The organism is Duganella guangzhouensis (genome assembly GCF_009674535.1).
GTDB lineage: Bacteria > Pseudomonadota > Gammaproteobacteria > Burkholderiales > Burkholderiaceae_D > Rugamonas > Rugamonas guangzhouensis.
Genome location: NZ_WKJK01000024.1, coordinates 69,647 through 96,153 on the forward strand (window position 1 = coordinate 69,647; position 26,507 = coordinate 96,153).

General features: G+C 57.9%; 24 protein-coding genes and 1 pseudogene. 9 read left to right on the plus strand and 16 right to left on the minus strand.

Annotated features, from left to right (window positions below):
• Positions 1-20: 20 nt before the first annotated feature.
• Genes GJ699_RS30240 through GJ699_RS30255 form a run of 4 tightly spaced genes read right to left on the minus strand, consistent with a single transcriptional unit; the run spans position 21 to position 5,069 of the window.
• On the minus strand, positions 21-338 hold the full coding sequence (locus GJ699_RS30240) for a hypothetical protein (protein WP_154383126.1): 318 nt from the start codon (positions 336-338) through the stop codon (positions 21-23).
• Between the two features lie 60 nt (positions 339-398).
• A complete protein-coding gene (locus GJ699_RS30245) occupies positions 399-683 on the minus strand; it encodes a hypothetical protein (protein WP_154383127.1) in 285 nt (94 codons plus the stop codon).
• A 55-nt stretch (positions 684-738) separates the two neighbouring features.
• Positions 739-1,596: an EamA family transporter gene (locus GJ699_RS30250; RefSeq protein WP_154383128.1), complete on the minus strand. Its 858-nt coding sequence runs from the start codon at positions 1,594-1,596 to the stop codon at positions 739-741.
• Entirely contained in the window at positions 1,593-5,069 is a 3,477-nt protein-coding gene (locus tag GJ699_RS30255; protein ID WP_154383129.1) for a DUF748 domain-containing protein, read from the minus strand. Before GJ699_RS30255 ends, GJ699_RS30250 begins: the two co-directional genes overlap by 4 nt.
• 51 nt (positions 5,070-5,120) lie before the next feature.
• Here GJ699_RS30255 and GJ699_RS30260 point away from each other — a divergent pair, with 51 nt between their 5' ends.
• Both GJ699_RS30260 and GJ699_RS30265 read left to right on the plus strand, forming a co-directional pair.
• Positions 5,121-6,260 carry a pyridoxal phosphate-dependent aminotransferase gene (locus tag GJ699_RS30260; protein ID WP_154383130.1) on the plus strand — a complete coding sequence of 380 codons (1,140 nt, stop codon included), beginning with the start codon at positions 5,121-5,123 and terminating at the stop codon, positions 6,258-6,260.
• 3 nt (positions 6,261-6,263) lie between these two features.
• The gene (locus tag GJ699_RS30265; protein WP_154383132.1) at positions 6,264-7,481 is read left to right on the plus strand and encodes a serine hydrolase domain-containing protein; all 1,218 of its coding nucleotides are present in this window, start codon (positions 6,264-6,266) and stop codon (positions 7,479-7,481) included.
• Position 7,482: 1 nt separating this feature from the next.
• Here GJ699_RS30265 and GJ699_RS30270 read toward each other — a convergent pair whose 3' ends face one another.
• The 4 genes from GJ699_RS30270 to paoA are packed head-to-tail and all read right to left on the minus strand — an operon-like array spanning position 7,483 to position 11,529.
• Positions 7,483-7,698, minus strand: coding sequence for a hypothetical protein (locus tag GJ699_RS30270; protein WP_154383133.1), 216 nt, complete (start codon positions 7,696-7,698; stop codon positions 7,483-7,485).
• 42 nt (positions 7,699-7,740) lie between these two features.
• Positions 7,741-9,939, minus strand: a complete 2,199-nt coding sequence (gene paoC / locus GJ699_RS30275; RefSeq protein ID WP_154383134.1) for an aldehyde oxidoreductase molybdenum-binding subunit PaoC — start codon at positions 9,937-9,939, stop codon at positions 7,741-7,743.
• A 1-nt stretch (position 9,940) separates the two neighbouring features.
• On the minus strand, positions 9,941-10,897 hold the full coding sequence (locus GJ699_RS30280) for an FAD binding domain-containing protein (protein WP_154383135.1): 957 nt from the start codon (positions 10,895-10,897) through the stop codon (positions 9,941-9,943).
• Complete coding sequence (gene paoA, locus GJ699_RS30285) at positions 10,894-11,529, minus strand: aldehyde dehydrogenase iron-sulfur subunit PaoA (protein ID WP_154383136.1); 636 nt, start codon at positions 11,527-11,529, stop codon at positions 10,894-10,896. The genes GJ699_RS30280 and paoA overlap by 4 nt, the downstream gene beginning before the upstream one ends.
• Positions 11,530-11,644: 115 nt before the next feature.
• Between paoA and GJ699_RS30290 the strand changes: the two genes are divergently transcribed.
• The gene (locus GJ699_RS30290) at positions 11,645-12,076 is read left to right on the plus strand and encodes a hypothetical protein (protein WP_154383137.1); all 432 of its coding nucleotides are present in this window, start codon (positions 11,645-11,647) and stop codon (positions 12,074-12,076) included.
• Here GJ699_RS30290 and GJ699_RS30295 read toward each other — a convergent pair.
• Together GJ699_RS30295 and GJ699_RS30300 are read right to left on the minus strand one after the other, a co-directional pair.
• Complete coding sequence (locus GJ699_RS30295) at positions 11,963-12,577, minus strand: response regulator (RefSeq protein WP_229262366.1); 615 nt, start codon at positions 12,575-12,577, stop codon at positions 11,963-11,965. The two genes, GJ699_RS30290 and GJ699_RS30295, sit on opposite strands and share 114 nt — an antisense overlap.
• A gap of 58 nt (positions 12,578-12,635) precedes the next feature.
• Positions 12,636-15,563, minus strand: coding sequence for a sensor histidine kinase (locus tag GJ699_RS30300; RefSeq protein ID WP_154383138.1), 2,928 nt, complete (start codon positions 15,561-15,563; stop codon positions 12,636-12,638).
• Between the two features lie 138 nt (positions 15,564-15,701).
• Here GJ699_RS30300 and GJ699_RS30305 point away from each other — a divergent pair, with 138 nt between their 5' ends.
• Both GJ699_RS30305 and GJ699_RS30310 read left to right on the plus strand, forming a co-directional pair.
• Positions 15,702-16,607: an alpha/beta fold hydrolase gene (locus GJ699_RS30305; protein WP_154383140.1), complete on the plus strand. Its 906-nt coding sequence runs from the start codon at positions 15,702-15,704 to the stop codon at positions 16,605-16,607.
• Between the two features lie 16 nt (positions 16,608-16,623).
• Positions 16,624-17,415, plus strand: coding sequence for an SDR family NAD(P)-dependent oxidoreductase (locus GJ699_RS30310; RefSeq protein WP_154383141.1), 792 nt, complete (start codon positions 16,624-16,626; stop codon positions 17,413-17,415).
• 171 nt (positions 17,416-17,586) lie between these two features.
• On the opposite strand, the pseudogene GJ699_RS34830 reads toward GJ699_RS30310, so the two are convergent.
• From GJ699_RS34830 to GJ699_RS30325, 4 genes and pseudogenes are all read right to left on the minus strand, one after another.
• A pseudogene (locus GJ699_RS34830) lies at positions 17,587-17,757 on the minus strand (IS5/IS1182 family transposase); the annotation flags it as partial.
• A 389-nt stretch (positions 17,758-18,146) separates the two neighbouring features.
• Positions 18,147-18,473 carry a hypothetical protein gene (locus GJ699_RS30315; RefSeq protein ID WP_154383143.1) on the minus strand — a complete coding sequence of 109 codons (327 nt, stop codon included), beginning with the start codon at positions 18,471-18,473 and terminating at the stop codon, positions 18,147-18,149.
• Between the two features lie 982 nt (positions 18,474-19,455).
• Positions 19,456-20,244, minus strand: coding sequence for a hypothetical protein (locus GJ699_RS30320; protein ID WP_154383145.1), 789 nt, complete (start codon positions 20,242-20,244; stop codon positions 19,456-19,458).
• A 119-nt stretch (positions 20,245-20,363) separates the two neighbouring features.
• Complete coding sequence (locus tag GJ699_RS30325; RefSeq protein WP_154383147.1) at positions 20,364-20,600, minus strand: hypothetical protein; 237 nt, start codon at positions 20,598-20,600, stop codon at positions 20,364-20,366.
• Positions 20,601-21,035: 435 nt separating this feature from the next.
• Between GJ699_RS30325 and GJ699_RS30330 the strand changes: the two genes are divergently transcribed.
• Positions 21,036-22,298, plus strand: a complete 1,263-nt coding sequence (locus GJ699_RS30330; protein WP_154383149.1) for a tyrosine-type recombinase/integrase — start codon at positions 21,036-21,038, stop codon at positions 22,296-22,298.
• 10 nt (positions 22,299-22,308) lie between these two features.
• On the opposite strand, the gene GJ699_RS30335 is transcribed toward GJ699_RS30330, so the two are convergent.
• On the minus strand, positions 22,309-23,142 hold the full coding sequence (locus GJ699_RS30335) for a hypothetical protein (protein ID WP_154383151.1): 834 nt from the start codon (positions 23,140-23,142) through the stop codon (positions 22,309-22,311).
• Positions 23,143-23,519: 377 nt separating this feature from the next.
• Here GJ699_RS30335 and GJ699_RS30340 point away from each other — a divergent pair, with 377 nt between their 5' ends.
• Together GJ699_RS30340 and GJ699_RS30345 are read left to right on the plus strand one after the other, a co-directional pair.
• A complete protein-coding gene (locus tag GJ699_RS30340; RefSeq protein ID WP_154383153.1) occupies positions 23,520-23,702 on the plus strand; it encodes a helix-turn-helix transcriptional regulator in 183 nt (60 codons plus the stop codon).
• 287 nt (positions 23,703-23,989) lie between these two features.
• Positions 23,990-24,700 (plus strand): inovirus Gp2 family protein, encoded by a 711-nt coding sequence (locus GJ699_RS30345; protein ID WP_229262367.1) that lies wholly within the window; start codon positions 23,990-23,992, stop codon positions 24,698-24,700.
• A 268-nt stretch (positions 24,701-24,968) separates the two neighbouring features.
• Here GJ699_RS30345 and GJ699_RS30350 read toward each other — a convergent pair whose 3' ends face one another.
• Entirely contained in the window at positions 24,969-25,916 is a 948-nt protein-coding gene (locus GJ699_RS30350) for a toxin-antitoxin system YwqK family antitoxin (RefSeq protein ID WP_154383155.1), read from the minus strand.
• A gap of 148 nt (positions 25,917-26,064) precedes the next feature.
• Between GJ699_RS30350 and GJ699_RS30355 the strand changes: the two genes are divergently transcribed.
• Complete coding sequence (locus tag GJ699_RS30355; protein WP_154383156.1) at positions 26,065-26,373, plus strand: helix-turn-helix domain-containing protein; 309 nt, start codon at positions 26,065-26,067, stop codon at positions 26,371-26,373.
• Positions 26,374-26,507: the final 134 nt, after the last annotated feature.

Sequence of the window (26,507 nt, forward strand, 5' to 3'; positions counted from 1 at the left end):
GTCCAGGCTTGGCAAGGGCTTTATGCGGCGGCCTGTTTTTCCTGGTCGCTGAACCATTCGAACATGATCAGGCCAATGATGGAGGCGAGTGGCATGCCTATCGCCGCGATGATGACCCAGACGCCAACCGAGCGCCCCAGGCGTTTGGCGGCGATGCCGATGAAAATCAGGTGCAGCACCCAGCACACGAATATGCCGATACCGGCGGCGATGATGTACAGCACTGAGCTGAGCGTGTAGTTCAGCAGCGGCGGCAGGAAGGCGGCCACGCCGCAGATCCACAACACCAGCGTGACGGCGGCGGCGGCAATCGCCTGTTGAGCGGGAGCGACTTGCATAACATCTCCTTGAACGAAGAGGTTATGCTGCCACGAACCGATTGCAAAAGCAACAATAGGCTATTTGTAGGCCGGCACCTGGATCACGATCGGCGTTGGCGGCTGCACCGGTGTCTTGGGCACGGCGTTGTTCAGCACGAAGGTCATGACGGTGATGGCCGCCACGCTGGCACCGAAGATCAATCCGACCATCCATTTAATCATGGTTGCTTCAAGCTTGGCCATGTCTTCCTTGGTGGCCATATTGCTCTCGATATGAGCCAGCCGCGTAAGCACATCGACAAACTTCTCGTCATGCTTGTCAAGGCGGGTTTCGATTTTGTCGAAGCGAGTGTCGATGTCCATAGTGGTTTCATACTAGGCCGGCACAAGCGGTTCAGGCAAGCTGAGGTGGTTTGATCTAACGCAAGGAGGTCAGCGCCGAGGCGGCGACGATGGCGGCGATGGCCAGCCACTGCGTCACGGTCAGCATCTCGCCCAGTACCACCATGCCAGCCAGCGCGCTCAGCGCCGGCGCGGCACTGCTGAACATGCTGAAGGTGCGCGACGACAGCGTGCGCATCGACAGCATCTCCAGCGTGTACGGCAACGCGCTGGACATCACCGCAATCGCCAGCCCGATCAGCAGGAACGACGGCGTCAGCAAGGCCGCGCCGGAATGCACGACGCCGATCGGCACGATGAACAGCGACGCCGCCAGCATGCCCCACGCCACCGACTGTCCGCCCGACATCGACGATACCCGCTTGCCAAAGACGATGTACAACGCCCAGCACACCGCCGCGCCGGCCGCGTAAGCGATGCCAACCGGATCGAGCTGATCGACATGGCCGTGAATCGGCAGCAGATAGTACAAGCCCGCCACCGCCAGGCACACGGCGATGAAGTCACGCGGCCGATGCGACGACCACACCGCCACCGTCAGCGGCCCCGCCACTTCAATCGCCACCGCGATGCCCATCGGGATGTGGTCGAAGGCGCGGTAAATCAGCAGGTTCATCAGGCCGATCACGCAGCCGTAGACCGCGACGTTGCGCGCCTGCTGCCACGTCAACGGCGTGCGCCAAGGGCGGAAGATCAGCAGCATCACCAACGCCGAGATGCCGACCCGGTACGCGGTCACGCCCTCGACGCCGATCGCAGGGAACAGGTGCTTGGCGATGGCGGCGCCGAGGTTCAGCGACAGCTGGCTGCAGAGCAGTGCCAGTCCGGCCAGCCAGGGATTGCCTGCCGCCGGCTTGTGCTCCTGCTTGCTCATTTGGCGGACAGTTCGAGTTTGAGCAGCACCGGCTTGCCGGCTGTGCTGTCGGTGGTCGCGACTGCGGCGACGCTGGCGCTGCTGGCGCCGGCCTCTTTCAGCACCGCCAGCACGGCGGCGGAACGGCGCGCACCCAGTTGCGGCAAGGCGTCTTTCGGCAGCGCCTGGTTCTGCACCAGACGTTGCTGCAGCTTGTCATAGAAGTCGGTGGCGTCGGCCACCTGCGGCTCACCCTGCACCAGCTTGCCAAGACGCTGCAACATCGGCAGCTTTTTCGGTGTTCCGGCGTTGGCGCTGGCCGCACCACCGTCGCTACCGCCGCCGTTGCCGCCGTTGCCGTTGCCGCCGCCGCCGCCGCCGCCGCCGCCGCCGCCAGCCGCAGCTTCGGCGGCCTTCTTCTGCTTGTCCAGCTCGGCGCTACCGAAACGCTCTGCATACAGATCGCGCAATGCGCTGCGAATCTTGCGCTGCCCAATGTCCAGCGGCCCTGGCTGCTCGCTCGCTGCCAGCTTGATGTCGGCCTTGGCCAGCACCACGCGGCGCAGCGCCTGCTCACGCAACGCGGCGCCGTCGTTCGCTTCGTTGTACAGGCCAGGCACGGCCAATTTCAGCTCCGGCTTCTTGACCAGAATCTTGGCCACCTGCTGCAACTTCTCGCGCTCCGGCGGCAACACGACATCGCTGCCGGCATCAAACTCCACCGCCTCCAGCTTGTCGCCGCTGATGCCGAACAAATTGCCCAGCGCGCGGAACGGCGCGGTCACCACCTTGCTCATGATGTTGCCGATCGCCTTCCACACCACCGCGCCATAGCTGAAGCTCGGATCGTTCATATTGCCCGACACTGGAATCCCCAGATCGATGCGACCATCGCTATCTTTCAGGATCGCCAGCGCCAACTCCAATGGCAGCTTGAGCGCATCCGGACTATCGATGCGCTCACCCAGCGTCAGCTTGTCCAGCACGATCTGGTTATTGCCTTCCAGCTGGTTGTTGCGGACTTTGTATTGCAGGTCCAGCGAGATCTTGCCCTCGGCGATTTTGTAGCCAGCAAATTTCATGCTGTACGGCGAAGCCGACACCATGTCGACGTTCTTGAAGACGACGTTCAGATCGGTGTTATCAGTCGGCACAAACGGATTCAGCTGACCGCGCACGCGGGCCAGACCGTAGTCATCAACGCGGCCATCCAGCTCGATCTGACTACGCGCATCGCGCTTCGACGAAAGACCGGTGATGACGCCATTCAGCTCATAAATCTTGGCGGCGAATTGTGGGCGCAGGCTCAAATCAGTGAAGTCCAGCTTGGCATTCTGGAAGCGCACACGCCGCACGCGTACCGGGAACGGCTCGCTGGCGGCTGGCGCGGCCTGCACCGCAGGCGTCGCGGTGGCGGCAGGTGTTGGCTGTTCAACCAGCAAACGCTGCGCGTTAAAGCTGCGGTCATTCTCAATAATCAGAATCGCATTCGGCTCGACCACGCGCAGTTCGGACACATCCAGCAGATTTGGCGACAGGCTCAACGCCAGCGTATCCGCGCGCACGCTCTTCCAGTGAGCGAAGTGATCGTTGTCTTGCTCATTGAGCGACAACTCGGCCACCTCGAACGAACCGTCATAGCGCAACGCCGGATTGGCCTTGCTGCCGCCGGCACCGGTGCGCAAGCGGCCGGCCGCGTTGATCGCGCCACCGGCAAGCTTCAGCTTGACATATTTGGCCAGCATCGGCTGCACCGGCGCCAGCGCCAGCTTGCTCAACTTCAGCTCGGTGTCGACCGCGCCGGTAGCTGGCACCACCTTGCCCTTGGCCACCAACTGACCGCCCTCGCGCAGCGCCACACCACCTTCAAACGCCAGCGGCTTTTTCAGATCCGTGCCGGCATCGCGCACCTTCAGATTGAAGTCTTGCAGATTGACCTTGATGCCAGTGCCCGCATCATCAAAGCGCGCGCCGAACTTGCTCAGCTCGACAGTATCCACCGCCACAGCCCACGGCACGGCGGCGGGCGCGGCCGGCGTCGGCGCTTGCTGCGGCGCGCTGGCCGTGCCTGACTTCGGCAATGCCGCCAGGAACAGGAACTGCCCTTTCGCATCGCGCGACAAATCGAGCAGCCCGCCATCGGCGTACAAGCGTCCCACGCTGGCCTTGCGTCCATCCAGATCCAGCGAAGCATTGTCAAAGCCAATGTGCGATAGCTTCAATGGCGCCAGCGCGCCGCTGCTCATCGCCACGTTCTCCATCGAGAACGCCGCGCCATCGATGTTCAGCTTGCCGCCATCCAGCTGCAACGCCAGCTTCAGCTGCGCGCTATCACTGCTGACCTTAAGCGCCGGCCGCACCGTCTCATCCACATAGCTGAGCGCCACCGACTCCAGACCAATCTGCTTGAGCGCGACTTTCCAACCAGCCTCCTTGGCCGGCGTAGGCTTGGGCGCAGGCGCTGGCACCGGCGTCGCGGCCGCAGCCGGCGACGGCAACATCAACCCCGCCACATCGACCTCGCCACGCGCATTACGCCGCACCGCCAGCGCCCCGCCGTTCAACTGCAAGCCACCAATCTGCACCGAACGCTTCAACAAATCCACGCCCACATCGCTGACCGCCAACTGCTTCAACTGCACAAACGACGCCTCCGCGTCGCCGCGCTTCAGCGCCAACTGATTCAGCGTCAGACCAGCACTAGCCAGCGTCGCATCCAGCTTGCCATCCTTGTAGCCGAATTTGTAAGGCAACTGCGCCGACAACTTCCCGTCAGTCACAACAATCCGCGAGAACGACTTCAGATAGGCCGCCATGCCCGGCAAGGCCACATTCTCCAGCGTCAGCACGCCCGACCCGCTGATCGGATTGACTGCTGCCACGCCCTTCCAGCGCAGCTTGCCGCCCAGGCCCGCATCCGCGCTCAGCGCGTAATCGCCGTTCTCATCCGGCAGCGTGCTCAGATTGTTCAGCGCAAACGTGATCGGCGTAAACGTATCGTCATAGCCCGCATGCTGGTCATGCATGGCCACCTTGCCGCCGTCCAGCGCGAAATGCTCGATCACCAGACGCGGCATGCCCGAGTCCGGCTCATCCTTCTTCTTGTGCTTGTCGATGGTCGCCATCAGCTCGGCGATATTGAACTTGCCATCCTTGGCAATCGCCAGCTGCAGCGACGGCTCGGTGATGCGGATCTCGGCAAAACTGAAAGCGCGGCGAAACAGCGAGCGCCACTGCATCTCCACCGCCAGCCCGTTCACCGCAAACAGCGGCGCGCCATCCGCCTCGGTAAAGCGCACATCCTGCGCCTCCAGCCGCAACGTGAAAGGATTGAAACGTAGCTGACCGATGCTGGCCTTGCGCTCCAGCTCAGTCTCGGCATACTTGGGCAGCTGGCTCTTGATAACCGCCGGCAGCAGCCAGAATCCCGCTGCCGCATACACACCCACAGCGCCCGCCGCGCCTATCGCCCACCGCTTCCAACGTATCGTCATACCCGCCAACCTTTGCTTTTTTTATGTTACAGGCAACAGTATAATCGATGCATGAAAGCGCAACTTGAACCCTTCCACGCCATCGCCATCAGCAAACAGGCTCACGCCCTCAAAGCTGAAGGCCGTTCGATCATCCACATGGAATTTGGTCAGCCGTCCACCGGCGCGCCCAAGACCGCCATCGCCAAAGCCCACGCCGTGCTCGACGCCGAAGCCATGGGCTATTGGGAAAGCGCGCCGCTGAAGGAGCGGCTGGCGCAGTTTTACCAGGAGCGTTACGGCGTGCGCGTCGACGCCAGCCAGTTCATCCTGACCTGCGGCGCCTCGCCAGCGTTGGTGCTGGCATTGAGCTCGACCTTCTCGCCCGGCGACCGCATCGCCATGGCGCGTCCCGGCTATGTCGCCTATCGCAACACGCTGAAAGCGCTGCACATGGAACCGGTGGAAATCGCCTGCGGCGCCGAGGTCGGCTTCCAGCTGACCGCCGCCGCGCTGGCCGCCGTCGAGCCGGCACCGCAAGGCGTCATCATCGCCAGCCCGGCCAATCCGACCGGCACGCTGATCAAGGCCGACGAACTGCAAGCGATCGTGACCGTGTGCCGCCAGCGCGGCATCCGCATCATCTCGGACGAGATTTATCACGGCCTCAGCTACGTGGAGCCGGCGCAAACCATCCTCGCCTACGAACCGCAGGCACAGGTGGTCAGCAGCTTCTCCAAATACTTCAGCATGGCCGGCTGGCGCCTCGGTTGGCTGCTGGCCCCGCCCGAACATGTGGAGCGCGCGCAAGCGTATTGCGGCAATCTGTTCCTGACCGCGCCGTCGCTGAGCCAGCACGCCGGCCTGGCCGCCTTCGATGCGCTGGATGAACTGGACGGCCATCTGCAGGTCTACCGCGAAAACCGCCGCCTGCTGCTGGCCGCCCTGCCCGAGCTCGGCCTGACCACGGTGGCACCGCCGGATGGCGCGTTCTACATCTACGCCAGCATCGCCCACCTGACCGACGACAGCCTGGCCTTCTGCCAGCGTCTGCTGCAGGACACCGGCATCGCCAGCGCGCCCGGCATCGACTTCGATCCGGTCGATGGCAAATACTTCATCCGCTTCAGCTTTGCCGTCTCCACGGCAGAGATCGAAGAAGCGATACGCCGCATGAAACCCTGGTTCGCGGCACAACCCAGAAAGGTCTGAGCCATGCCCACCTCCCCGCTTCGCAACGCCGTACTGTTCGCCGCTGTGATGCTGGGAGGATGTGCCAACCAGCCCGCGCCCCCGCCGCCGCCGAGCCGCCCCGCACTCGACGCCGAAATCCAACGTTTGATGGCCGCCGCCCATGTGCCGGGCCTGGCGCTGGCGCTGATCGAAAATGGCCAGCTCACCTACAGCCGCGCCTACGGCTACGCCAACGTCGACAAACAGCAACCGCTGCGCACCGACTCCATCATGTACGCCGCCTCGCTCACCAAAGCCGTGTTTGCCTACACGGTGATGCAACTAGTCGACGAAGGCGTGTTGTCGCTGGACGCGCCGCTGCCCACACTGCTCAAGCAGCCACTGCCCGACTATCCGAATTACGCCGACCTGAAGGATGATCCGCGCTGGCGCCAGCTAACGCCGCGCATGCTGCTGTCGCACACCAGCGGTCTGCTCAACTGGCGCTACATCAACGACAACAACAAGCTGGATTTCAAATATCCGCCTGGCAGCCGCTATGTGTATTCGGGCGAAGGACTGAACATTTTGCAGGTGGTGGTGGAAGAACGCACCGGCACGCCGCTGCAAACGCTGATGCAACAGCGGGTGTTCGACCGCTTCGGCATGCGCGACACCAGCATGGTCTGGCGCCAGGAATGGGAAGGCCGTGAAGTAACGCACTACGCAAAAGACGGCAGCACATTGCCACACAAACGGCGCGGCAACGCCCGCGCCGCCGGTTCCATGGACACCACCATCGAAGATTACGGCCGCTTCATGGCCGGCGTGCTGCGCGGCGAAGGTTTATCGGCGGCGGCCTACCAGGAAATGCTGTCGCCGCAAATGGCCATCGTTTCGGTACAGCAATTCCCCTCGCACTGGCCGGGCGATACGACGTTGTGGCGCGGCATCGGGTTATCGATCGGCCTCGGCTGGCCGCTGTACAACTCGCCGCTGGGACCGGCGTTCTTCAAGGAAGGGAATGACGATGGCACGCAAAACTTCGCTCTAGGCTTCCGCCAGACACGCAACGGCATAGTCCTGCTGAGCAATACATCGACCGCGCAAGGCATGTATTTGCCCGCCGTAGAATACGTCTACGGAAAAACCTGCCTGCCGTGGTTCTGGATGAACTACATTCCTTACGACAGGCCGGAGCTGATGGGACTCAATATGCGCGAGCATCCGGTGATGAGCGCCGGATGCCCCGCTGGCTAAGCTACTGCTCGGTCATACCGCGCAGGTTTTCGATATCGGCCACCGCGTGGCGCCAGCTCACTTCCTGGTCCAGCACCGGCGCCGATTGCAGACCCAGTTCAATATCCTTCAGCACTTTGTTGCCAAGCGAGATCTTGTAACGCAGCGCCGTGTATTCCACATCGTAAGTTTTTTGCAAACCTTGTTTGCGGGTGTAGGTGTCATGAGTCGCAGGCATATATCCTCCTTAAGCAAGACGTTCTGCAAGGATAGCACCATCTCAGACCGGAGGCATTTTCGCGATGAGTTTATCCAGCGTGATCGGATAGTCGCGCACCCGCACGCCAGTGGCGTTATAGATGGCATTGGCCACCGCCGCCCCCACGCCGCAGATGCCCAGCTCGCCCACGCCCTTGGCTTTCATCGGTGAAGACACCGGATCGGTTTCATCCAGGAAGATCACCTCCTGATGCGGAATATCGGCATGCACCGGCACCTCATAGCCAGCCAGATCATGGTTGACGAAGAAGCCGTGGCGATGGTCGATCACCAGATCTTCCATCAACGCCGCCCCCACGCCCATCGTCATGGCGCCGATCACCTGGCTGCGCGCTGACTTGGGATTGAGGATGCGACCGGCCGCGCACACCGCCAGCATGCGACGCACCCTGGTTTCGCCGGTGTAGGCATCCACGCCCACTTCGACAAAATGAGCGCCGAAGGTCGATTGCTGGAATTTCTTGTCGAGGTCGCCGTATTCCATCGTATCCTCGCACACCAGCTCGCCGTTGGCGGCGGCTTGCACCAGCGGGAACGAACGGCCGTCGGCGCGCACCGTGCCGCTGGAGAACTCGGCCAGCGTTGGGTCCAGCCCCAGCTTCTGCGCCGCCAGCTCGCGCAGCTTGACGCAGGCCGCGTACACGCCCGCCGTCGAACTGTTGCCACCCCACTGCCCGCCCGAACCGGCCGACACCGGGAAGTCCGAATCGCCCAGCCGCACCACCACCTGCGACAACGGCACGCCCAGCATCTCGGCGGCGGTCTGGGCGATGATGGTGTAGCTGCCGGTACCGATGTCGGTCATGTCGGTTTCCACCGTGACGATGCCCTTGCCGTCCAGCCGCACGCGGGCGCCGGACTTCTGCACCAGATTGTTGCGGAACGCCGAGGCCACGCCAATGCCGACCAGCCAGCGGCCGTCGCGCATTTTGCCTGGTTGCGGATTGCGTTTATCCCAGCCGAAGCGCTGCGCGCCTAGCCGCAGGCAATCGACAAAGCGGCGCGCCGAAAACTTGCGCTCGCGCTTGGCCGGATCGACCGTGGTGTCGTTGACGATGCGGAAGGTGATCGGGTCCATCTTCAGCTTCTCGGCCATTTCATCGATAGCGATTTCCAGCGCCATCAGACCGGGCGCCTCGCCGGGCGCGCGCATGGCGTTGCCCTCGGGCAGATCCAGCACGGCCAGCCGCATCCGCGTCAGCCGGTTGGGGCCGGCGTACAACAGCTGGGTTTGCTGCACGGCGGTTTCCGGCTTGCCGTCCGGCAGATCGCCGGACCAGCTTTCGTGCGCGATGGCGCTGAGCTTGCCCTCGCGCGTGGCGCCGAGGCGAATGCGCTGGATCGTCGCCGGCCGGTGCGTGGTGTTGTTGATCATCAGCGGACGCTGCAACGCGACCTTGACCGGCCGCCCCGCCGCCTTGGCGCCCAACACAGCCAGCAACGCCTCCGCACGCAGGAATAGCTTGCCGCCGAAACCGCCGCCGATGTAGGGCGAGATCAGGCGCACGTTGTCCTTGGGGATGCCCAGCGTCGTGGCCAGATCGCCCTTGCTCCAGTTAATCATCTGGTTCGAGGTCCACAGCGTCAGCTTGTCGCCGCTCCAGCTGGCGATGGAGGCGTGCGGCTCCATCATGCAATGTGACTGGTCGGGCGTGGTGTAGGTCGCGTCCAGCCGCACCGGCGCGCCGGCATAAGCGCCGGTGAAATCGCCGACCTTTTTGTCTGCGGCATCTTTGTCCTTCGGCGGTTTGGCCGTCTCCCTGGCCTTGGCCAGATCGTAAGAGCCGCTCTGCTTGCTGTAGCTCGGCTTCACCAGCTGCGCGGCGGCACGCGCCTGTTCGAAAGTCTCGGCCACCACCAGCGCGATCGCCTGATGATAGTGCTGGATCTCCGGACCGCCAAGCAAGTTGGCGGTGTTGAATTTTCCCTTGCCCAGCTTGCCGGCGGTGTCTGCGGTGACGACCACCAGCACACCCGGCGCGCGTTGCGCCGCGCTGACGTCCAGCGCGGTGAGGCGGCCCTTGGCAATGCCGGCGCCGACCACGTAGCCATAAGCGGCGTTGGGCGCCTCGGCGTGGTGCTCATACGCGTACGGCGCGGTGCCGGTGGTTTTAAACGGACCATCGATGCGGTCGGTGGCGTGGCCTATGACCTTCAGTTGATCGATGGGATTGGTGGTGGCGGGCGTGGTGAATTTCATCTCATGCCCCTTTCCGCGCATCGGCCAGCACCGAGGCCAGTGTGCGCTGCACCAGTGGAATCTTGAACGCGCTCTCGGCGCTCGGCTTGGCACCGGACAGCAATTGCTCAGCCACCGCCTTGGCGCCTTGCGACATGCTGGCATCGGCCGCCGGCACGCGCCACGGCTTGTGCGCGACGCCGCCTAACGCCACGCGGCCATTACCATCGGGCAGCACGATGGCCGCCACTGAAATCAGCGCGAACGCGTACGAGGCGCGGTCACGCACCTTGCGGTAGATATGCACGCCACCGGCCGGCTTGGGCAGAGTGACACTGGTAATCAGCTCGCCCGGCATCAGCGCATGCTCGACCTGGGGCGTGCTGCCGGGCAGCCGATGGAAGTCCGCAATCGGAATCACGCGCGTGCTACCGTCCGGCTTGATGGTATCCACCGTTGCGTCCAGCAACTGCATGGCGACCGCCATATCGCTCGGATGAGTGGCGATGCAAGCATCGCTGGCGCCGAGGATAGCGTGGTTGCGGCTGTAACCGCCGATGGCCGAACAACCGCTGCCGGGCTGGCGTTTGTTGCACGCCTGATTGGTGTCGTAGAAGTACGGGCAGCGCGTGCGCTGCAGCAGATTGCCGGCGGTGGTGGCTTTGTTGCGCAACTGCGCGGAAGCGCCAGCCAGCAGCGCGCGCGACAGCACAGCGTAGTCGCGCCGCACCCGCGCATCGGCGGCCAGGTCGGTGTTGCGCACCAGTGCGCCTATGCGCAGGCCGCCGCCGGGCGTGGGCTCGATCTTGTCGAGATTGAGACCGTTCACATCGATCAGATGCTGCGGCGTTTCGATTTCCAGTTTCATCAGATCGAGCAGATTGGTGCCGCCGGCAATGAAGCGCGCGCCGGGCGTGCGTGCCGCCAACGCAGCCGCCTCGGCCGGTGTTGAGGCGCGCTGATAGGTGAATGCCTTCATGCCGCCCTCCCCGCCACTTCGGTGATGGCATCGATGATGTTGGAATAGGCACCACAGCGGCAGATATTGCCACTCATGCGCTCGCGCAGCTCGGCCTCGTTCAGCAGCGGCTTGGCGTTGATGTCGGCGCTGACGTGGCTAGGGATGCCCTGTTTAAGCTCCTCCAGCACCGCCACCGCCGAACAGATCTGTCCCGGCGTACAGTAGCCGCACTGGTAGCCATCGTGTTTGACGAAAGCGGCCTGCATCGGATGCAGCTTCTGCGGCGTGCCCAGTCCCTCGATGGTGGTGATCTTGTCGCCCTCATGCATGACGGCCAGCGACAGGCAGGAATTGATGCGGCGGCCATTCACCAGCACCGTGCAAGCGCCGCACTGGCCGTGATCGCAGCCTTTCTTGGTGCCGGTGAGATGCAGATGTTCTCGCAAGGCATCCAGCAAAGTGGTGCGGGTGTCGACTTCCAATGGATGCGGCTGGCCGTTGACCTGCAAGGTGAACTTGGCGGCGGGCGGCGGCATCGGCGCCGGCTCCTCCGCATCGGCCGTCAGCGGCACGGCGCTGGCCGTGGCCGACAGCGCGCTGGCAATCAACAAGTTACGCCGGGAAAGATTGATATCGCAGAGATCATTCATGTCGTCGCATCCTTCTGCCTGTAGGGTTCAGGTATGGTAAATGCATTACGACTTCGGGTTAAACACCATTGATCAACCTCATTGACACACCAGGGAACACGCGCACAATGGCCGGATGAACTCCCCCTCCGAAAAAGACTATCTTGACGCCAAGCTGCAAGCCTTCGTTGAACAGGTGAACGGCGAAGCACGAGCGCGTCAAGTTACAGTCGACGCACGCTTCGACCGGCTGGAACAGGCCATCGATTTTGGCTTTCGCTCATTGCGCGACGAATTTGACCTCAAGCTTGCCAACCTGGAGAACAAGTTTCTTCTCGCGCAAAAGGAACTGATCAAATGGATCGTCGGCGCGATGATCACCAGCACCACCATATCGATTACCACCACCGCAGTCATGATCAATTACGCCATTCCCAGACCGGTGGTCACGCCCTCAGTGCTCCCAGTACCCGCGACGCAGGGCGATCGTCACGGCATGGGTGCGGTCCCGCGCGTTGAGCTTTTGCAAGATGGTTTTCATGTGCGCCTTGATGGTGTCCTCGCTTAGACCCAGGTGTTCACCCACACGCTGGTTGGAATTGCCGTCGGCGACAAAGCGCAATACCTCGATCTCGCGCTTGCTCAGCGCATCGTGCTGAAAATTGTTGATCAGGCTGCTGGCCACCTGCGGTGGCAAGGCCCGCTGTCCCGTGTACACGGCATGGATGTAATCGCTCAACTCGGTGCGCGCCATATTCTTGAGCATGTAGCCGCACGCCCCCGCGCGCAGCCCGCGCGCCACCTGAACGTCACCGCCGAAGGTGGTGAGGATAATGATGCGGGCGTCCGGATTGACGGCGCGGATGGCGGTGGTGGCGTCGACGCCGTTCAGGCCCGGCATCTGCAAATCCATCAGCGTGACGTCGGGCCGGAAGCGTTGGTATTGCTCGATGGCGGTGGCACCATCATTCGCCTCGGCCACGATCATGAAACGTGCATCGGCCGACAGCACGGCGGCGATGCCACTGCGCAGCAAGGGGTGGTCATCGGCAATCATCACGCTGATCATCTACTTCTCCTTATTTTTACGCGCGAGAGTAGCACTGTTGCCGGCGACCGCCATCACCCTATCGGGTATAAGCCAGCCGGGCGGGCAGCTCCAGCTGCCATGCGGTGCCGCTGCCGGCGGCACTGTGCAAGCTCAGGCAGGCGTCGATTCTGCTGGCCCGCTCCGCCATGCCGCGCATGCCCCAGTGATGCTCGCGGCCGCCGGCGCTGACGATGTCGGCCGCAATGCCAACGCCATTATCGTGGACCCTGCAACGGAATTTGCGCATCCCATAATGTAACTCGACTTCGATGGTGCTCGCCTGGGCATGGCAATAGGCATTGGCCAGCGCCTCGATCACGATGGCCATCGCTTCCTGGTAAATCACCGGATCGAGCTGACGGACCGTGCCGGTGATGTGCAGCCGCACCGGTGGCGCGTCCGCCGGCTGCAGGCGCGCGGCGGCCGCCAATACCGCATCCGGGAAGCTGAGCTTGTCGACATCCTCGCCGCGCAAATCACTGATCCGCTCGCGTCCCTCGCCCACCACATCATCGGCCTGCTGCAGCGCGCTTTCCAGCTGGGCGCGGGTGGCGTCCTTGGCCGGCAGCTTGATGACGGCCGCGTGCACGTGCAGGATCAGACTTTGCACCGACTGCAGCAGCGTGTCGTGCAACTCGCGCGCAATCCGCTCGCGCTCGTTGACGCGCTCCTGCAAGCGTCCCGCCATCTGGCGCGCCACCCGATTGATCTGCCAGCGATAGCCCAGATACGCCACCAGCAGCAATAGCACGCCGCAGCCGGCGCGGAACCACAGCGTCTGCGTCAAGGTGGGGGCAATCGTGAAGCGCACCGTGGTGCTACGCTCCGGCCAGGCGCCGCGGTAATCCGACGCGCTGACGCTGAAATAGTACTCGCCCGGCTCCAGATTGCTGTAATGCGCGCTGCGGCGCGTGCCCACGTCCTGCCATTGCTGATCGACCCCGTCCAGACGATAGCGAAACCGCACCCGCTCCGGCATCGCCAGCGCCGGACTGGTGTAATCGATCTGCAGCGCCGAGGTGCCGGCGGAAAGCTGCGCATTCTGCCGCAGCGGCTGGTCCTGCCCCGGCGCCCCCAGCGTCTTGACGATGACCGGCGGCGCCGGCAGCGGTGCCAGGCGCGCAGCCGGATTCAGGCGGAACACGCCGATGGAACGCACCACCCACAACATGCCGTCGCTGGCCAGCACCAGCGATGGCGTCGGCGAGATGCGCGGCGCATTGCCTTCCAGCCCGTCCAGCTGATCGAGGCGTTCGTATTGCACGCGATAATCCGGCGTGCGCTGGAATTGCGCGACCTCCGCGCCAGGAATCCGGAACAGCGCCGCCGCGCCATTCAGCCACAGATCGCCATTTGCCAGCTCGACGATGCCTGACACGCCGTCAAACGTCTCGCCGTTGACGCCGCCGAGCTGGCGGAAGTGATCGCCCTCCAGCAGCGCCACGCCGTTGTCGCCGCCCAGCCAGACGTGCGCGCCGCGCAAATGCAGCGCCATCAGAATACCCAGCTTGAGTCCCTGCTCCGGACCGTAATGGCGCCACTGCTTGCCGTCCGCATGCAATGCCTGGCCGGCAAAACCGCCCAGCCACAAGCCGGCCGTGTCCGAACGCGCCATGGCATTGATCTCGCCGGTATCGCCAATCGCCTCCCAGTGGCCGTTGCGCTGGTGCCGATACAAACCGTAGTGCTCCGCCGCCACCAGCAGGCTGCCATCCGGCTCGGCCAACAGCGCCTGCGGCGCGATATCTGCGATGGCGTCGGGCAGCGCGATTTTCCGGCTGTCCGTTCCCTTGACCTGCCACAGCGCGCCGTACAACGCGCCCCAGCGCGTGCCATCCTCGCCGCGCGCGAAACTGCCGATATATTTGGACCAGCCACCCTCGCGCGTGATCGAAAACGGGCTGGTCCTGATCTGGCCGGACTCGCTGAACGTGACGTGATAGCCACCGACCCATGCGCCACCGCTGTCATCCGCCAGGATGGCGTTGCCGACCGCCGCCTCGGGCAAATCCAGCCGCGCCAACCGCTTGCTGCGGTAACGGTCGATGCCGGCCGAGGTCGACGCCCAGACATTCCCCTCCTTGTCCTCGAACAGCGCGCCAACATGACGCCCGCTCAAACCCTGCGGCGGCACCGCGCCGGTGACGCTGTTGGAGGTGCGGTATTCCAGCCCATCCTGCAAGCCGATCCACAAATCGCCGCGATGGTCGAACAGCAGGCTGGTGGGGTCGCCCAGCGTGCCCCATTGCCGCGCCGGCGCATTGTGTGCCGGCTGGGTCAGCTGGTTGAGCCGGGCATGCACCGCGTCCCAACTGACGACACTGCCATCGGGCAGATCGAACAGCACGCCCAGGCCGCTATTCACCGCCGCCTTGGAGAAGCGCGTCTCGCCCGGATGCAAGAAGTAGACGCCATTGTCGCCTTGCGCCCACAGCACGCCACGGCGGTCGCGCATCAGCGTCTTGTAGCGGACCACCGGCAGGTTCCAGGCTGAGGCCGCGCTGATCCAGCGCTCGTGCTCAAGGTAGAACATGCCGAGTGTGGTGGCGGCCCAGATGCGGCCCTTGCCATCCCGCTCCACGCCCCACACCGCGCGATTCGGCAAGCCTTCGCGCTCACCGTAGTTGCGCAGTTGCCCGTGGCGCAGCACGCCCACGCCACCGGTGCGGTAGCCTATCCACAACTCGTCATCGGCAAAGGCGTTGACCACGCTGACGTTCTTGGTCAGCAGCGGCGTGGCGGCCGGCGCATACTGCTCGAACTGCATGCCGTCGAAACGATACAGGCCGGTCGGCCCGCCCAGCCACAGCCAGCCATCACTGGTCTGCGTGATCGACAAAATCATCGTCGGCGCACCATCGCGCGCAGTCCAGCTGGTGTGATGCAAATTGATCTCGGGCAGCGCCGTGCCCCAGCAGCGCAAGCAGCTTATGAGTAGTACCAGCCCCAGCAGTGGTTTGTTCATGTATGAGCAACCAACAATTAGTTGTAATTATGAAATATTTCAGATGCCAATATTGTATAGAAATAACTACCCGATCGTGTGTATGGTCGAACCATCGGGCTGGATATTCTGTCTCATCCAACATAGGAGGTGATTACCATGAAGTTTTCGTTTTCCCGGCTGCTCGGCATCGGCGTACTGATGTTCAGCGCCCTCGCCGCGCAGGCCCACGCCGAAGCGCCCAAGCACAACGTCGCCGAAGTCAATGGCGTGAAGATTCACTACCTGTCGGCCGGCAAGGGCGATCCGGTGATCCTGATCCACGGCTACACCGAATCCAGTCACATGTGGCTGCCGCTGATTGCCGCGCTGTCCAAAGACCATTTGGTGATCGCACCGGACTTGCGCGGCTTCGGCCAATCCGGCTTGCCGGCCGGTCCCTACACCAAATCGGTGATGGCGCAGGACGTGCACGCGCTGGCCACCAGCCTCGGCATCAAATCGGCCAAGGTGGTCGGGCATGACATCGGGCTGATGGTGGCCTATGCCTATGCCGCCCAGTATCCGAAGGAAGTCAGCAAAATCGCGCTGATGGACGCCTTCCTGCCCGGCGTCGGCAATTGGAAAGATGTGTGGCTGCTGCGTGATCTGTGGCACTTCCACTTCTACGGCGAAACGCCGCTGGCACTGGTGAAGGGTCGCGAGCGTACTTACTTCGAACACTTCTGGAACGACTTCGCGGCCGACAAAACCAAATCGCTGAGCGAAGCCGATCGCAAATTCTACACATCGGAGTATGCTCAACCTGGCCACATGAAGGCCGGCTTTGAAGTATTCCGCGCCTTCGAACAAGACGCCAAAGAGTTTGCCAACTACGCTAAAACCCCGCTGACCATACCAATGCTGGTACTCACCGGCGAAAAAGCGTCCGGCGAATTCCTGATCCAGCAAGCGCGTCTGGTCGATAGCAATGTGGAAGGCGTCGTGATCAAAAACAGCGGCCACTGGCTGATGGAAGAAGCCACTGCGGAAGTGGTGCCGAAGCTGGTGCAATTTCTTAAGTAATTAAGGAGATTCGACAATGGATTTGCAACTCAAAGGCAAGGTAGCGCTGGTCAGCGGCAGCACCGCCGGCATCGGCTACGCGATCGCCAACACGCTGGCGCAGGAAGGCGCCACCGTCATCGTCAACGGCCGGAAGCAGGCGGCGGTGGACGAGGCAGTGGAACGCATCCGCGCCGACACCAAGGGCACGGTGCTGGGTTTTGCCGGCGACCTCAGCCAGGCCGAGGTGGCGGAGGATGTGGTGCGGCGTCATCCGGACATCAACATCCTGGTCAACAACCTCGGCATCTTCGAACCGAAGGCGTTCGAGGATATTCCTGATGCGGACTGGCTGCGCTTCTTTGACGTCAACGTGCTGAGCGGCGTACGCCTGGCGCGTCTGGTACTGCCGGAGATGAAGCGCAGCAACTGGGGACGGATCGTCTTCATCTCCAGCGAAAGCGCGGTGCAGATCCCGACCGAGATGATCCACTACGGCATGACCAAGACCGCGCAGCTGGCGGTGTCGCGCGGGCTGGCCGAATCGGTGGCCGGGACCGGCATCACCGTCAACAGCGTGCTGCCCGGCCCGACCAAATCGCGCGGCGTGGGCGACTTCGTCGAAGACCTGGCGCGCTCGAACGCCAAGAGTTTCGAACAGGTGGAAGCGGAGTTCTTCGAACACGTGCGGCCGACGTCGCTGATCAAACGCTTCGGCACGCCGCAGGAAGTGGCGTCGCTGGTGGCTTACGTCGTCAGCCCCCTCGCCTCGGCAACCACCGGCGCCGCGCTGCGGGTTGATGGTGGTGTGGTGAAGAGCGCGTTCTGATGGACGATCGCGCTGGCCATCCGCGCCAGCGCGTTTTCGATAACCTCTTCCGGATCAGGCACGTCATGCCATGTTTTAGGTGACGTGAAAGTCGTACGGATCCCGCGAGAAGAAGGATTGCTTGCGCATCACCGTGATGACGTACATAGTCCGACCTGAATAATTCAAAAATCACCCGCAGCTCGGCGTAAGCCGCTGCTGATGCTGAGTACAAAAAAGCTGGCGCCATATAGCCCAAGCGGCGACCAAGACAAAAAGAAGCCGTAGCTTCCGCAGGATCATGCGCAGGTTGTGGCCGCAACCGCACAGTATCGCGTGGAAGGCATCGCCTTCCACGCCTTGGAAAGAGAGGAAATTCTATTGGATTGCGACCGTCTGTTACTGGCCGGTTACTGCCGACGAGATAAAAAATTTAGCTGCGAGCGTATTCGTGGAATAGATCATGTGCTTGTTCTTCGCTCTCAACTAGACATTGCGCGTAATCAGACCACCAAGGCTTTGACCACTGAGGCTCCGATACACGTTTGCATACGAATAGCCTTAAGGTATCTCCGGTCCGTTTAACCACGCCGATCTGCTCACTATGAACAAACAAATGAACAACTTTATCAAAGCGGTCCAAATCAATAATAGCGTCGTTTAAAAGAAATTGCATAAGGCTTAGCGAAGTTAAAGTTTTTCGAGTGGCGGCTTCTGGCCGGTTACGGTCTGCTTCTTATTGAATGATAAATCTATTTCTTGAAGACGAGCGCCTGGAGGTCCTGTAACAGATGTGCGCCCTTATGTCGCTCGCCCGCAGCGTAGGCCGCCTGTGATTCGTCCAGTAGGACGTAAAGCCGATCCTTTACTGGCTTACCTACAAAATCTCCTTCGACAAAATCAAGACCGGTTCGCAGTTCGTAGAAAGCCTTTTGTAAGGTCATTTGTTCTTCGGGGCGTAAGTAATCCTCTTTCGGGAAATGATCCGGCGCACGAAGGACGACATACCCTAAGAAGTCATACAAACTATCCAAATCGCGTATCCATTTCATATGTAATTGCCCGATGATCGTTCGCACTGTCCACTGCTGGCCGTTACTCGCCAAGATTTTCACTTTTTCATAACCGCATTTTCTTTCACTGAGTCTACGCAGAACAAGCAATTGAAAGAAAGTCCCGCGAGTTTAGGATAGCTATCGGTAAAAGCATTTTGAGCTTCTCGGCGCGTGATCGGCAAAGAGTTCATTCTGAAATTCATCGTCAACATGTTGTACGAGAATCCCTTACTTCCGCCTAGATCATAACGCCCGAGATGCGATACTGCTCCGGGGGAGACTTTGAATGGAGCGCTTATTGGGGAATCTTCAAGGGACCTTCTGGTTATCGTTTCCTTTGTTAAGGTAGCGTAAGTGACCCACTGCGAGATCTTATATGTACCAGGCGGTAGCTTCATAACGACAGTTTGTGATTCCACTGCTGATGGAAAACTGGTATCTTCTCCCATCGGTATAACGTATTCAGCACTACCATCGATCGCCTTAACAACAAGACCAAATCCGCTCAACTTTACCCTCGAAAACTGTCCTGAAAGATATCCTGAGTTTAGATCTGCTGGTGTATCTGCGCTGAGTATTGGCTGTACGCTAACGCAACCTGTAAGAATGTAGGCCCCAAGTACACAAGCCAGAAATCGAAAATACATCCTCATTCTAATTTTATGCATAAAAAAATATCTTTGAAGGTTAGCTATATTTGACCGTACTTGACCAATGCTGCTTAGCGTAACATATTGCCAAACTGAAATATTCACACTTTGTCACTATCCAGAATTGAGTATCGCCGTCCATGCCGAATCTAGTAAGCTTTGTTTATGACACGACGGATTGACACTGATATTGCGGGAAAAGTCTCGTTTGCTTTGCCCACTAAGGCAGCGTTAGGCCGCAACTGACTACTTATGGCCGAACTCGGCCGACGGCGTTCAGGATAGCAGCTTGCCAATCAGCAAAACTCACGAATTCTCACTTTAGGCTGAAGCCGCCCCGTAGCAGACCTTCGCAACTAGGTCCGTTTCACTTTGTACGGCTCTACCCGTCTCCTCATGCCTTTTTTTACTTCCCTTATCGCGGCTTCATACCGAGCAGCAGAACCGGAAACATCGCTTCCAAGAGTGGCGGTAGAGTTAGCGACGGCATTCCTAAAAGAATCACCTGTGAGTTCGCCCGACCAAGGTGCCGCCTTCGGTAACTTTTCAAGCTCCTCCAGTAGTCCTGCAGACAGACACGAAATTGTCGGCTCGTCCGTCAGCTTACCAAAAAATTTATCTGAAGAATGCTCCCATTCTAAAAGCGTGTCGGTAATCGAGTTAAACTTTTTTACCGCAGCAGGACTAGTCGGAATCCTAGAATTAGCCAAGTCAGCATGTATGTTATCCAACCGTCCAATTAAATCAGCCACGCGGCCAAAAATTCCCTTTCGACGCTCAGACGAGATTCGATCACAGGAGGCCGCACGGGTTCTGAATGTGACCTCCATGTTGGCACTCTGCGCTAGAGTCGCCGCATCATCAGCTATTTGAGATACCCCGCCACGGAAAGAGCCGTATTCCGCAATTGCCGAGGCGACAAGCACGGCAGCGCTGCCCACAACTTTGAGCTTCGTAATAAGGCTGCCTTCCTCGAATTCGATTCGAATCTTGACGTCATCACCTATGTAAAACTTCGCACGTTCAGTGAAGAACCCAATCAATTCTTTCTCAAGTTGAGCCAATCTCTTTTTATCATGGAAGATATCGATATTAAGCTTTGTATAAGCTTCGCAAAGTATCTCTTCATTAATATATGCAGTCATTACCTAATCCTAGTTTAGAACAATTATGATATGCAATAAATCATTATAGTGATAATACGCAATTCGTATTGGGTACCGCTCCAGTGTCCTTCCTAGCCGGTTGCGGTTGCAAGCGCTACTCAACCTAATTGAGTCGGGCCCGTTGAAGTTCCCAATATCAGAGCCCCAAAACCGCCGTTCGTAAGGTCGCATCGATATTCTGAACTACTAGCGTCCACGAACTCCTGCCCTTCGCGGCATCGAACAGCTGAGACGTAAAACACTGGTTCATCGAAACCGCCATCTGCGGCTTCAACAAGAATTATCTGGTTGTCATCATACTGCTCCAAAGCTTTGAGCAAATCGATTTCCTTCATAATGTTGCCTTTTGGCAAAAATAGAAAGCTCTTGGCTATAGAGCAAGGATAACATCTTGCTCATCTGAAAAATACGCAAAATATCACTCTTGAAGGCCGATCAAGTGACTAGGATGACTTTGTGACTTCACTCAGTTTTGGGTTGGGTTGCGGAAACCATTTCCGCAACCCATGGATCTGATCGCAGGCTAGAAGTAGCTAGGGGGGGAAATAAAAGCGGCGAAGAAAAACAAAAAAGCCCTTGATTATCAAGGGCTTAATTCGTTTTGGTGGCGGAAGCGGTGTCCGCATCGACAGAGTCCATCAGAATCCATAAAATTCCACAGATCCCTTTAAAAACAATCGGATACAAAACATCTTCGTCCATCGACGTCCTTTACTGTTTGCTGAAATCGGCGTAGTATTTGATAGTCATTTCGATAGTCAGGAAATAGAATGGGGCTCCAACAACAACGACTCTCCGCACTGCAAGTAAGTAAGCTTACCAAGCCCGGCCTATACGGCGACGGTGGCGGTTTGACGCTGCAAGTTACAAAGGGCGGCGTAAAGTCCTGGCTGTTCCGCTACATGATGGCAGGCAAAGCATACGGCATGGGGCTGGGACCAACTCACACAATCAGCCTTGCAGAGGCTCGCCTGAAGGCCCTTGCTGCTCGCAAACAAATCCTTGATGGCATCAATCCCTTAGCGGCCAAAAAGCAAGAGCAGATCGCAACAGCTTTGGCCGACGCAAGAATGATGACGTTCGATCAGTGCGCCGAAGCATACGTCTCAGCGCATAAGGCAGGCTGGAAAAATGCCAAACATGCAGATCAATGGACAAACACCTTGGCGACATACGTTAGCCCCGTATTTGGCAAGTTACCAGTGGCTGAAATCGATACTGGGCTAGTCGTAAAATGCCTATCCCCGATATGGGAAACAAAGACTGAAACCGCCAGCAGACTGCGCGGACGCATCGAGTCTATATTAGGCTGGGCCACAACCAGTGGATACAGAACTGGCGAAAACCCTGCGCGATGGAAGGGGCATTTAGATAACCTCCTAGCAACCATCAGCAAGGCGAGCAGAACAAAACACCACCCGTCCCTGCCTTGGCAACGCATGGGCGAATTTGTATTGGCGCTCAAATCTCGCGAAGGCGCTTCTGCCCGCGCCGTCGAATTCGCAATTTTGACTGCTTGTCGCTCCGGCGAAGTGCGCGGCGCTCGATGGTCAGAATTCGATCTCGAAAAGAAGGTCTGGACCATTCCAGCGGAACGCATGAAGGCCAAGCGGGAGCATGAAGTCCCTTTAAGTGATGCAGCGTTGACGCTACTAAAGTTGATGCCTGAGCGGGGCGATATTGTGTTTGCAGGAACCAAGGAGCAGCCGCTGTCGGATATGTCACTGACCGCCGTAATTCGACGTATGAACGACGGCGACACGCCAATCTGGGTAGATGCAAACGGTGAAGGTATCACCGTTCACGGTTTCCGTAGCAGCTTCCGCATGTGGGCAGCCGAGACAACCACCCACCCACGTGAAGTTGCTGAACACGCTCTTGCACATCAATTGCCGGACGCCGTAGAACGAGCCTATCAGCGTGGTTCACAATTTGCGAAGCGCGCAGCACTAATGACGGAATGGGCGATTTATTGCAATAAGTCGCCAGCCAAAGCCATCGTGGCCCCCATCAAGCGGCATAGTCAAACCTAAGAGCACCGGCTTAATCTAAAGATATTCTCTTCACCTTCTCTGGCAAATACAGTCCCTTCTCAAACTCACATTGAACTAACGCCTCAATAATTTGGGGGCGACTGGAGTTATATTTAAGTGCCAATTTATCAATAAAATCCGCAGTTTTATCCGAAAGCTCAAAATTGTACTGTTTCTTTCCTATTTTTTTATTTTTCTCTCGACGTCTTATTTGATTCCAATTATCTCGAATTGAATCCGCATCATATTTCTTTTCTTTATAGCTTACATCTAATTCGTCGAAAAACATCAATAGATCTTTGTAGTTCCTAAACGGCAACCTTCCCTTAGTTTCTCGATCTCTTCTATCTACCAACCAAGTCCAGGCAAAATTACAGCGAGCAATCTCGTCTTCACGTCTAAACCACTGGAAAAGCCGATCACTTTTTTGATGCTCGTTCCAATCCCATTGCATTCTCTCAACAGTTCTAGCTTTTTCTTGCAGTTCCTCATCAAGATAATCAATGCTTGCTATAACTAAGTTTCTACCAAATAGATTAGCGATTACTGGATAGCGACGTATATTAATTTTCCTCTTAATAAAAATCATCAACCAGTTAATTTGTCTTTCATCCTCCAAAATCCAATCCAATCGTTCCTTCGGTAAGAAACTGTCTTCCGATAATGCTTTTCGAAGAACACGCTCACTTGCCTTTTCAATAGATTTTAAACTATTTCTGAAATCAGCAGTTCCAAGCTCTCCGCTGGGAATATCAAGACCTGCCTGTGCTCTTTTAAAAGAAATCCAGGCATCAAACCGAACATCGGACAGATACTGCTCAAGTGGTTTTGTATGTCTTTGCATAAATATTGTCAATAATTTATCTTTGCGAGAATTTTTCCTCACCAACTTCTACGTATCTAGGAAAATTTTAGATCAATTATAGTCGAAATCAAGGCTGAATCTACGTCACTTCTAGAACGAATATAGCACTGTAAATTATACCCATTTAGTCGTATTCCCCCTCCACAATCTCCACCTCTCTCCCAGTAAGCACTCCCAGTCGAAGCCTCACCTTGTCCAGTTGAATACGCCGTTACAGACTCTTAGAACCTTCCCGGCCCGGCAATGTAGCGAGTTCAACCGTACTGCCGCCCCACCACTTCAGGAAAGCTGTCGTCCGCATATCGCAGAAAAATATTGGGACTCCGGATCGTTTGAGAAAACCACCGGAGCCAAACATGAAAGTACTTCGCCTTTCCCAAGTCATGCTATCAACAGGTCTTGGCCGCTCAACCATCTATAAGTACATCGCTATTGGAAATTTCCCAGCTCCTTTTAAGCTCAGCGAGCGCTGCGTCGGCTGGCTCGAAAGCGAGATCCAACAGTGGATTCAATCCCGCCTAGACATGCGCAAGCGTTAACGAACCTGAGTAGTTTTTTCAGATACTAATTTCCCAGAGTTACACTTTCACAATAAAGCATAAATATTTCTCGTCAAACTGCCGAGAATTTTTCAATACCGGGACCGTCAAGGTCTCGGTATTAGTAATATGTTTTATAGCAGAAGAGAAAGGTAGAAGGAGCATCTGAGACTAGATGCTCTGCTCAAAGAAGCTACTCGCATCAGAAAGACATGACTTGAGGTAACTAACCTCTCCAATATAAGGAAAGTGAGACAGCGCAGAGAGCTGTCGAGCAGAAACGTGAAATGGGGAAAAATATTCCTGATGGTAAAGGTATGAATCAACCACTGGAGTATCAAATGCCTCGTCACTCATCCAACCGCAATTTAACCATGCACTATGCATCCACCTACAAGGGATCGCCGATACAAGACCAGAAAGGTCCATTTATCAAAGAGCACCTAGATACCTTGCACAGCACAATAACTCATGCCACATCTCAATACCGCGAGGTATTCGCTTTTAGATTCGATCTTAGATTACCCATGAGGTCTAAAGAAAGATTGCTAAGTTACCAGAATGAGCTCATGGGGCTATTCATTAGTTCGTTTAAGGCCAAGATCAAGCACAATCGTCGAAAGGCACTTCAAGAAAATCCCAAAGCGCATGACAGCGTGGTTCGCTTCGTATGGGCTAGGGAGTTCGGCCACCGTGGCCGCCCACACTACCACTGCGCCATCCTCCTGAACAAGGACGCCTTCTGCGCACTAGGCCGCTACGCACGAGGAATCGACAATATGTACAATCGCTTGCATAGCGCATGGGCCAGCGCACTCGGCCTCCCACCCGATGACGTAATGGGCCTAGTTCATTTCCCCGACAATGCCACCTACGTCATTCACCGTGACGATCAGGACAGCTTCGATGAGTTCTTCTTTAGGGCCAGTTATATGTGTAAGTCAAGCACGAAAGTCTACGGTGATGGTGGACATGGTTTCGGCGCCAGCCGATCATAGAACGGTCGTGGATAGCCTACTTTTATACACATGAAAAAAATTGACCTACTCAAAGCATTGACCATGTATGCCGACGACCAAGAAATCCTGGTAGAAGCGTTGGATGGTGGCTTTAATGACCCGGTAATCTACATTTCTGCCGTGCACGTACGACCAGGCCATGCGTTCAAGAACGCGACTGATTCGGAGTACCTATCTGGCTCCGCTGGAAGTAGCTTAGGAGCAGTAATCTTAGGCACTGCTCCCGGTTTTGCGCAGCTAGAATAGGCTATTTTTTACATCCTGCTTCCCACTCCTGCATGACGTCGTTCATGATTGGGGCATCCTCTCCATTTGCCTTGCGGAATGCCGCTACTTTAGCGTCGAAGCAAGCATTCTCAGAATCAGGATTGGACGGGGCAGGTGCTGCTACCTGCTCCACTCCATTCTTATAGACTTTTTCCTTGCAGATCACGTCTGCTGGATCATCTACCATCGCGGCGTAGAAGTACGTACCGCCTAGCTGCTGAGCCATTGCAGGGTAAACCTGTGCTTTTGCAAAATACGCCCTGCGCTTTTCGCCGGTAACAGCATCACTCAAGTTGCAAGTTTTCCATGTGCCGTCGTAAATACCGGCGACGTAATGTTCCTCATACGCGCCGGAGCGTGATACGCCAGTCTTACGCCCGTTTTCCCAAACCAAATCGGTGAGTAAAGTCTCGCCGGTAATGTCCCAGAGCTTTTCTTCACCAACCTTCTGGCCTGCACTATAGTTGATGCGGCTGATGATTTTGCCAGTCTTAGGGTTATAGCGTTCCTCAACACCGTCCGGCATGCCGCCGTGAATTGTGGCGGCCATCATCAGGTTGCCGGTATCGGACGCCCACATTTTCAGAGCCCCATCGATCTGACCTTTGCTGTAGGTGAATTCACCGATCTTCTTGCCATTGGCATCCTTGCACACGGCGGTCCCATCAAATTGACCATCGCTCACTGGCACCATACAGCTGCCTGCCCATGCGCCGTACTGTGCGGCATATCGCTTGCCGACGTCGGTAACACCAACATTGGTCAGCGTGCCGTTAAACGGATCACTGGCGTCCTTCTTGTAAATCAGGCCTCGTTCAACGTGCGCTTGCCGTGCGTCGATCTCACGGTTACAGCCCTGTAGCAAGATGATGCTCAACGATGCAACCACCACAGTGGCTAATTTCAATGGTTTCTTAGTTTGATGCATGGCGTTCCTTATTTTCGGGCGATCCCGGTCTTGGTTTGTTTGTTTGTGCAAGAAATTGTTTATTGGCAACCAAATCCTACCAATTCGGTAGTATTTGTTCAAGCTGAAACGTGGACTATCTTTTCCTTTAGGTTCGGGAAATAGAAACATGTCTGTACTGGGTGATCGTCTAAAACAAGCACGTCTGAAATGTGGACTGTCACAAGAGCAGCTTGGGCTTCAAGCTGGCCTTGAGGTTGAAAGTGCCAGCGCAAGAATGAATCGTTATGAACGTGGGACGAGGGTTCCTGGCGTCGAGCTGATGGAGCGGATCGGAAGTGTCCTCAATCTCCCACTGGCGTATTTTTACGCCGTAAGCGAGGACGAAGCGCGGCTGCTAGCTTTATTCCATCGCATGCCTGAAGGGGACAAGCAGACGCTACTGCAAATGGCTGAGCAGTGTGCTATACCTCTTTGACTGTCGCTGTTGAATTGCATTGAACTCTGACCCGGAATTTGCATTGAATTCCGACCCGCTCTTTTGATGTGATTTTTCAGCCAGTATACTGTCGTGATCTCCTCCGTTTCATGGGCTCAGTTGAGCTGTTTTTA

What these genes read in the sequence shown, in the direction of transcription:
- GJ699_RS30245 (WP_154383127.1), bottom strand. Translation starts at nt 683, where the DNA reads ATGGACATCGACACTCGCTTCGACAAAATCGAAACCCGCCTTGACAAG.
- GJ699_RS30355 (WP_154383156.1), top strand. Translation starts at nt 26,065, where the DNA reads ATGTCTGTACTGGGTGATCGTCTAAAACAAGCACGTCTGAAATGTGGA.
- GJ699_RS30260 (WP_154383130.1), top strand. Translation starts at nt 5,121, where the DNA reads ATGAAAGCGCAACTTGAACCCTTCCACGCCATCGCCATCAGCAAACAG.
- GJ699_RS30300 (WP_154383138.1), bottom strand. Translation starts at nt 15,563, where the DNA reads ATGAACAAACCACTGCTGGGGCTGGTACTACTCATAAGCTGCTTGCGC.
- paoA (WP_154383136.1), bottom strand. Translation starts at nt 11,529, where the DNA reads ATGAATGATCTCTGCGATATCAATCTTTCCCGGCGTAACTTGTTGATT.
- GJ699_RS30325 (WP_154383147.1), bottom strand. Translation starts at nt 20,600, where the DNA reads ATGAAGGAAATCGATTTGCTCAAAGCTTTGGAGCAGTATGATGACAAC.
- GJ699_RS30265 (WP_154383132.1), top strand. Translation starts at nt 6,264, where the DNA reads ATGCCCACCTCCCCGCTTCGCAACGCCGTACTGTTCGCCGCTGTGATG.
- GJ699_RS30295 (WP_229262366.1), bottom strand. Translation starts at nt 12,577, where the DNA reads ATGATCAGCGTGATGATTGCCGATGACCACCCCTTGCTGCGCAGTGGC.
- GJ699_RS30280 (WP_154383135.1), bottom strand. Translation starts at nt 10,897, where the DNA reads ATGAAGGCATTCACCTATCAGCGCGCCTCAACACCGGCCGAGGCGGCT.
- GJ699_RS30320 (WP_154383145.1), bottom strand. Translation starts at nt 20,244, where the DNA reads ATGACTGCATATATTAATGAAGAGATACTTTGCGAAGCTTATACAAAG.
- GJ699_RS30330 (WP_154383149.1), top strand. Translation starts at nt 21,036, where the DNA reads ATGGGGCTCCAACAACAACGACTCTCCGCACTGCAAGTAAGTAAGCTT.
- GJ699_RS30345 (WP_229262367.1), top strand. Translation starts at nt 23,990, where the DNA reads ATGGGGAAAAATATTCCTGATGGTAAAGGTATGAATCAACCACTGGAG.
- GJ699_RS30350 (WP_154383155.1), bottom strand. Translation starts at nt 25,916, where the DNA reads ATGCATCAAACTAAGAAACCATTGAAATTAGCCACTGTGGTGGTTGCA.
- GJ699_RS30335 (WP_154383151.1), bottom strand. Translation starts at nt 23,142, where the DNA reads ATGCAAAGACATACAAAACCACTTGAGCAGTATCTGTCCGATGTTCGG.
- GJ699_RS30250 (WP_154383128.1), bottom strand. Translation starts at nt 1,596, where the DNA reads ATGAGCAAGCAGGAGCACAAGCCGGCGGCAGGCAATCCCTGGCTGGCC.
- GJ699_RS30255 (WP_154383129.1), bottom strand. Translation starts at nt 5,069, where the DNA reads ATGACGATACGTTGGAAGCGGTGGGCGATAGGCGCGGCGGGCGCTGTG.
- GJ699_RS30310 (WP_154383141.1), top strand. Translation starts at nt 16,624, where the DNA reads ATGGATTTGCAACTCAAAGGCAAGGTAGCGCTGGTCAGCGGCAGCACC.
- GJ699_RS30270 (WP_154383133.1), bottom strand. Translation starts at nt 7,698, where the DNA reads ATGCCTGCGACTCATGACACCTACACCCGCAAACAAGGTTTGCAAAAA.
- GJ699_RS30340 (WP_154383153.1), top strand. Translation starts at nt 23,520, where the DNA reads ATGAAAGTACTTCGCCTTTCCCAAGTCATGCTATCAACAGGTCTTGGC.
- paoC (WP_154383134.1), bottom strand. Translation starts at nt 9,939, where the DNA reads ATGAAATTCACCACGCCCGCCACCACCAATCCCATCGATCAACTGAAG.
- GJ699_RS30305 (WP_154383140.1), top strand. Translation starts at nt 15,702, where the DNA reads ATGAAGTTTTCGTTTTCCCGGCTGCTCGGCATCGGCGTACTGATGTTC.
- GJ699_RS30240 (WP_154383126.1), bottom strand. Translation starts at nt 338, where the DNA reads ATGCAAGTCGCTCCCGCTCAACAGGCGATTGCCGCCGCCGCCGTCACG.
- GJ699_RS30290 (WP_154383137.1), top strand. Translation starts at nt 11,645, where the DNA reads ATGAACTCCCCCTCCGAAAAAGACTATCTTGACGCCAAGCTGCAAGCC.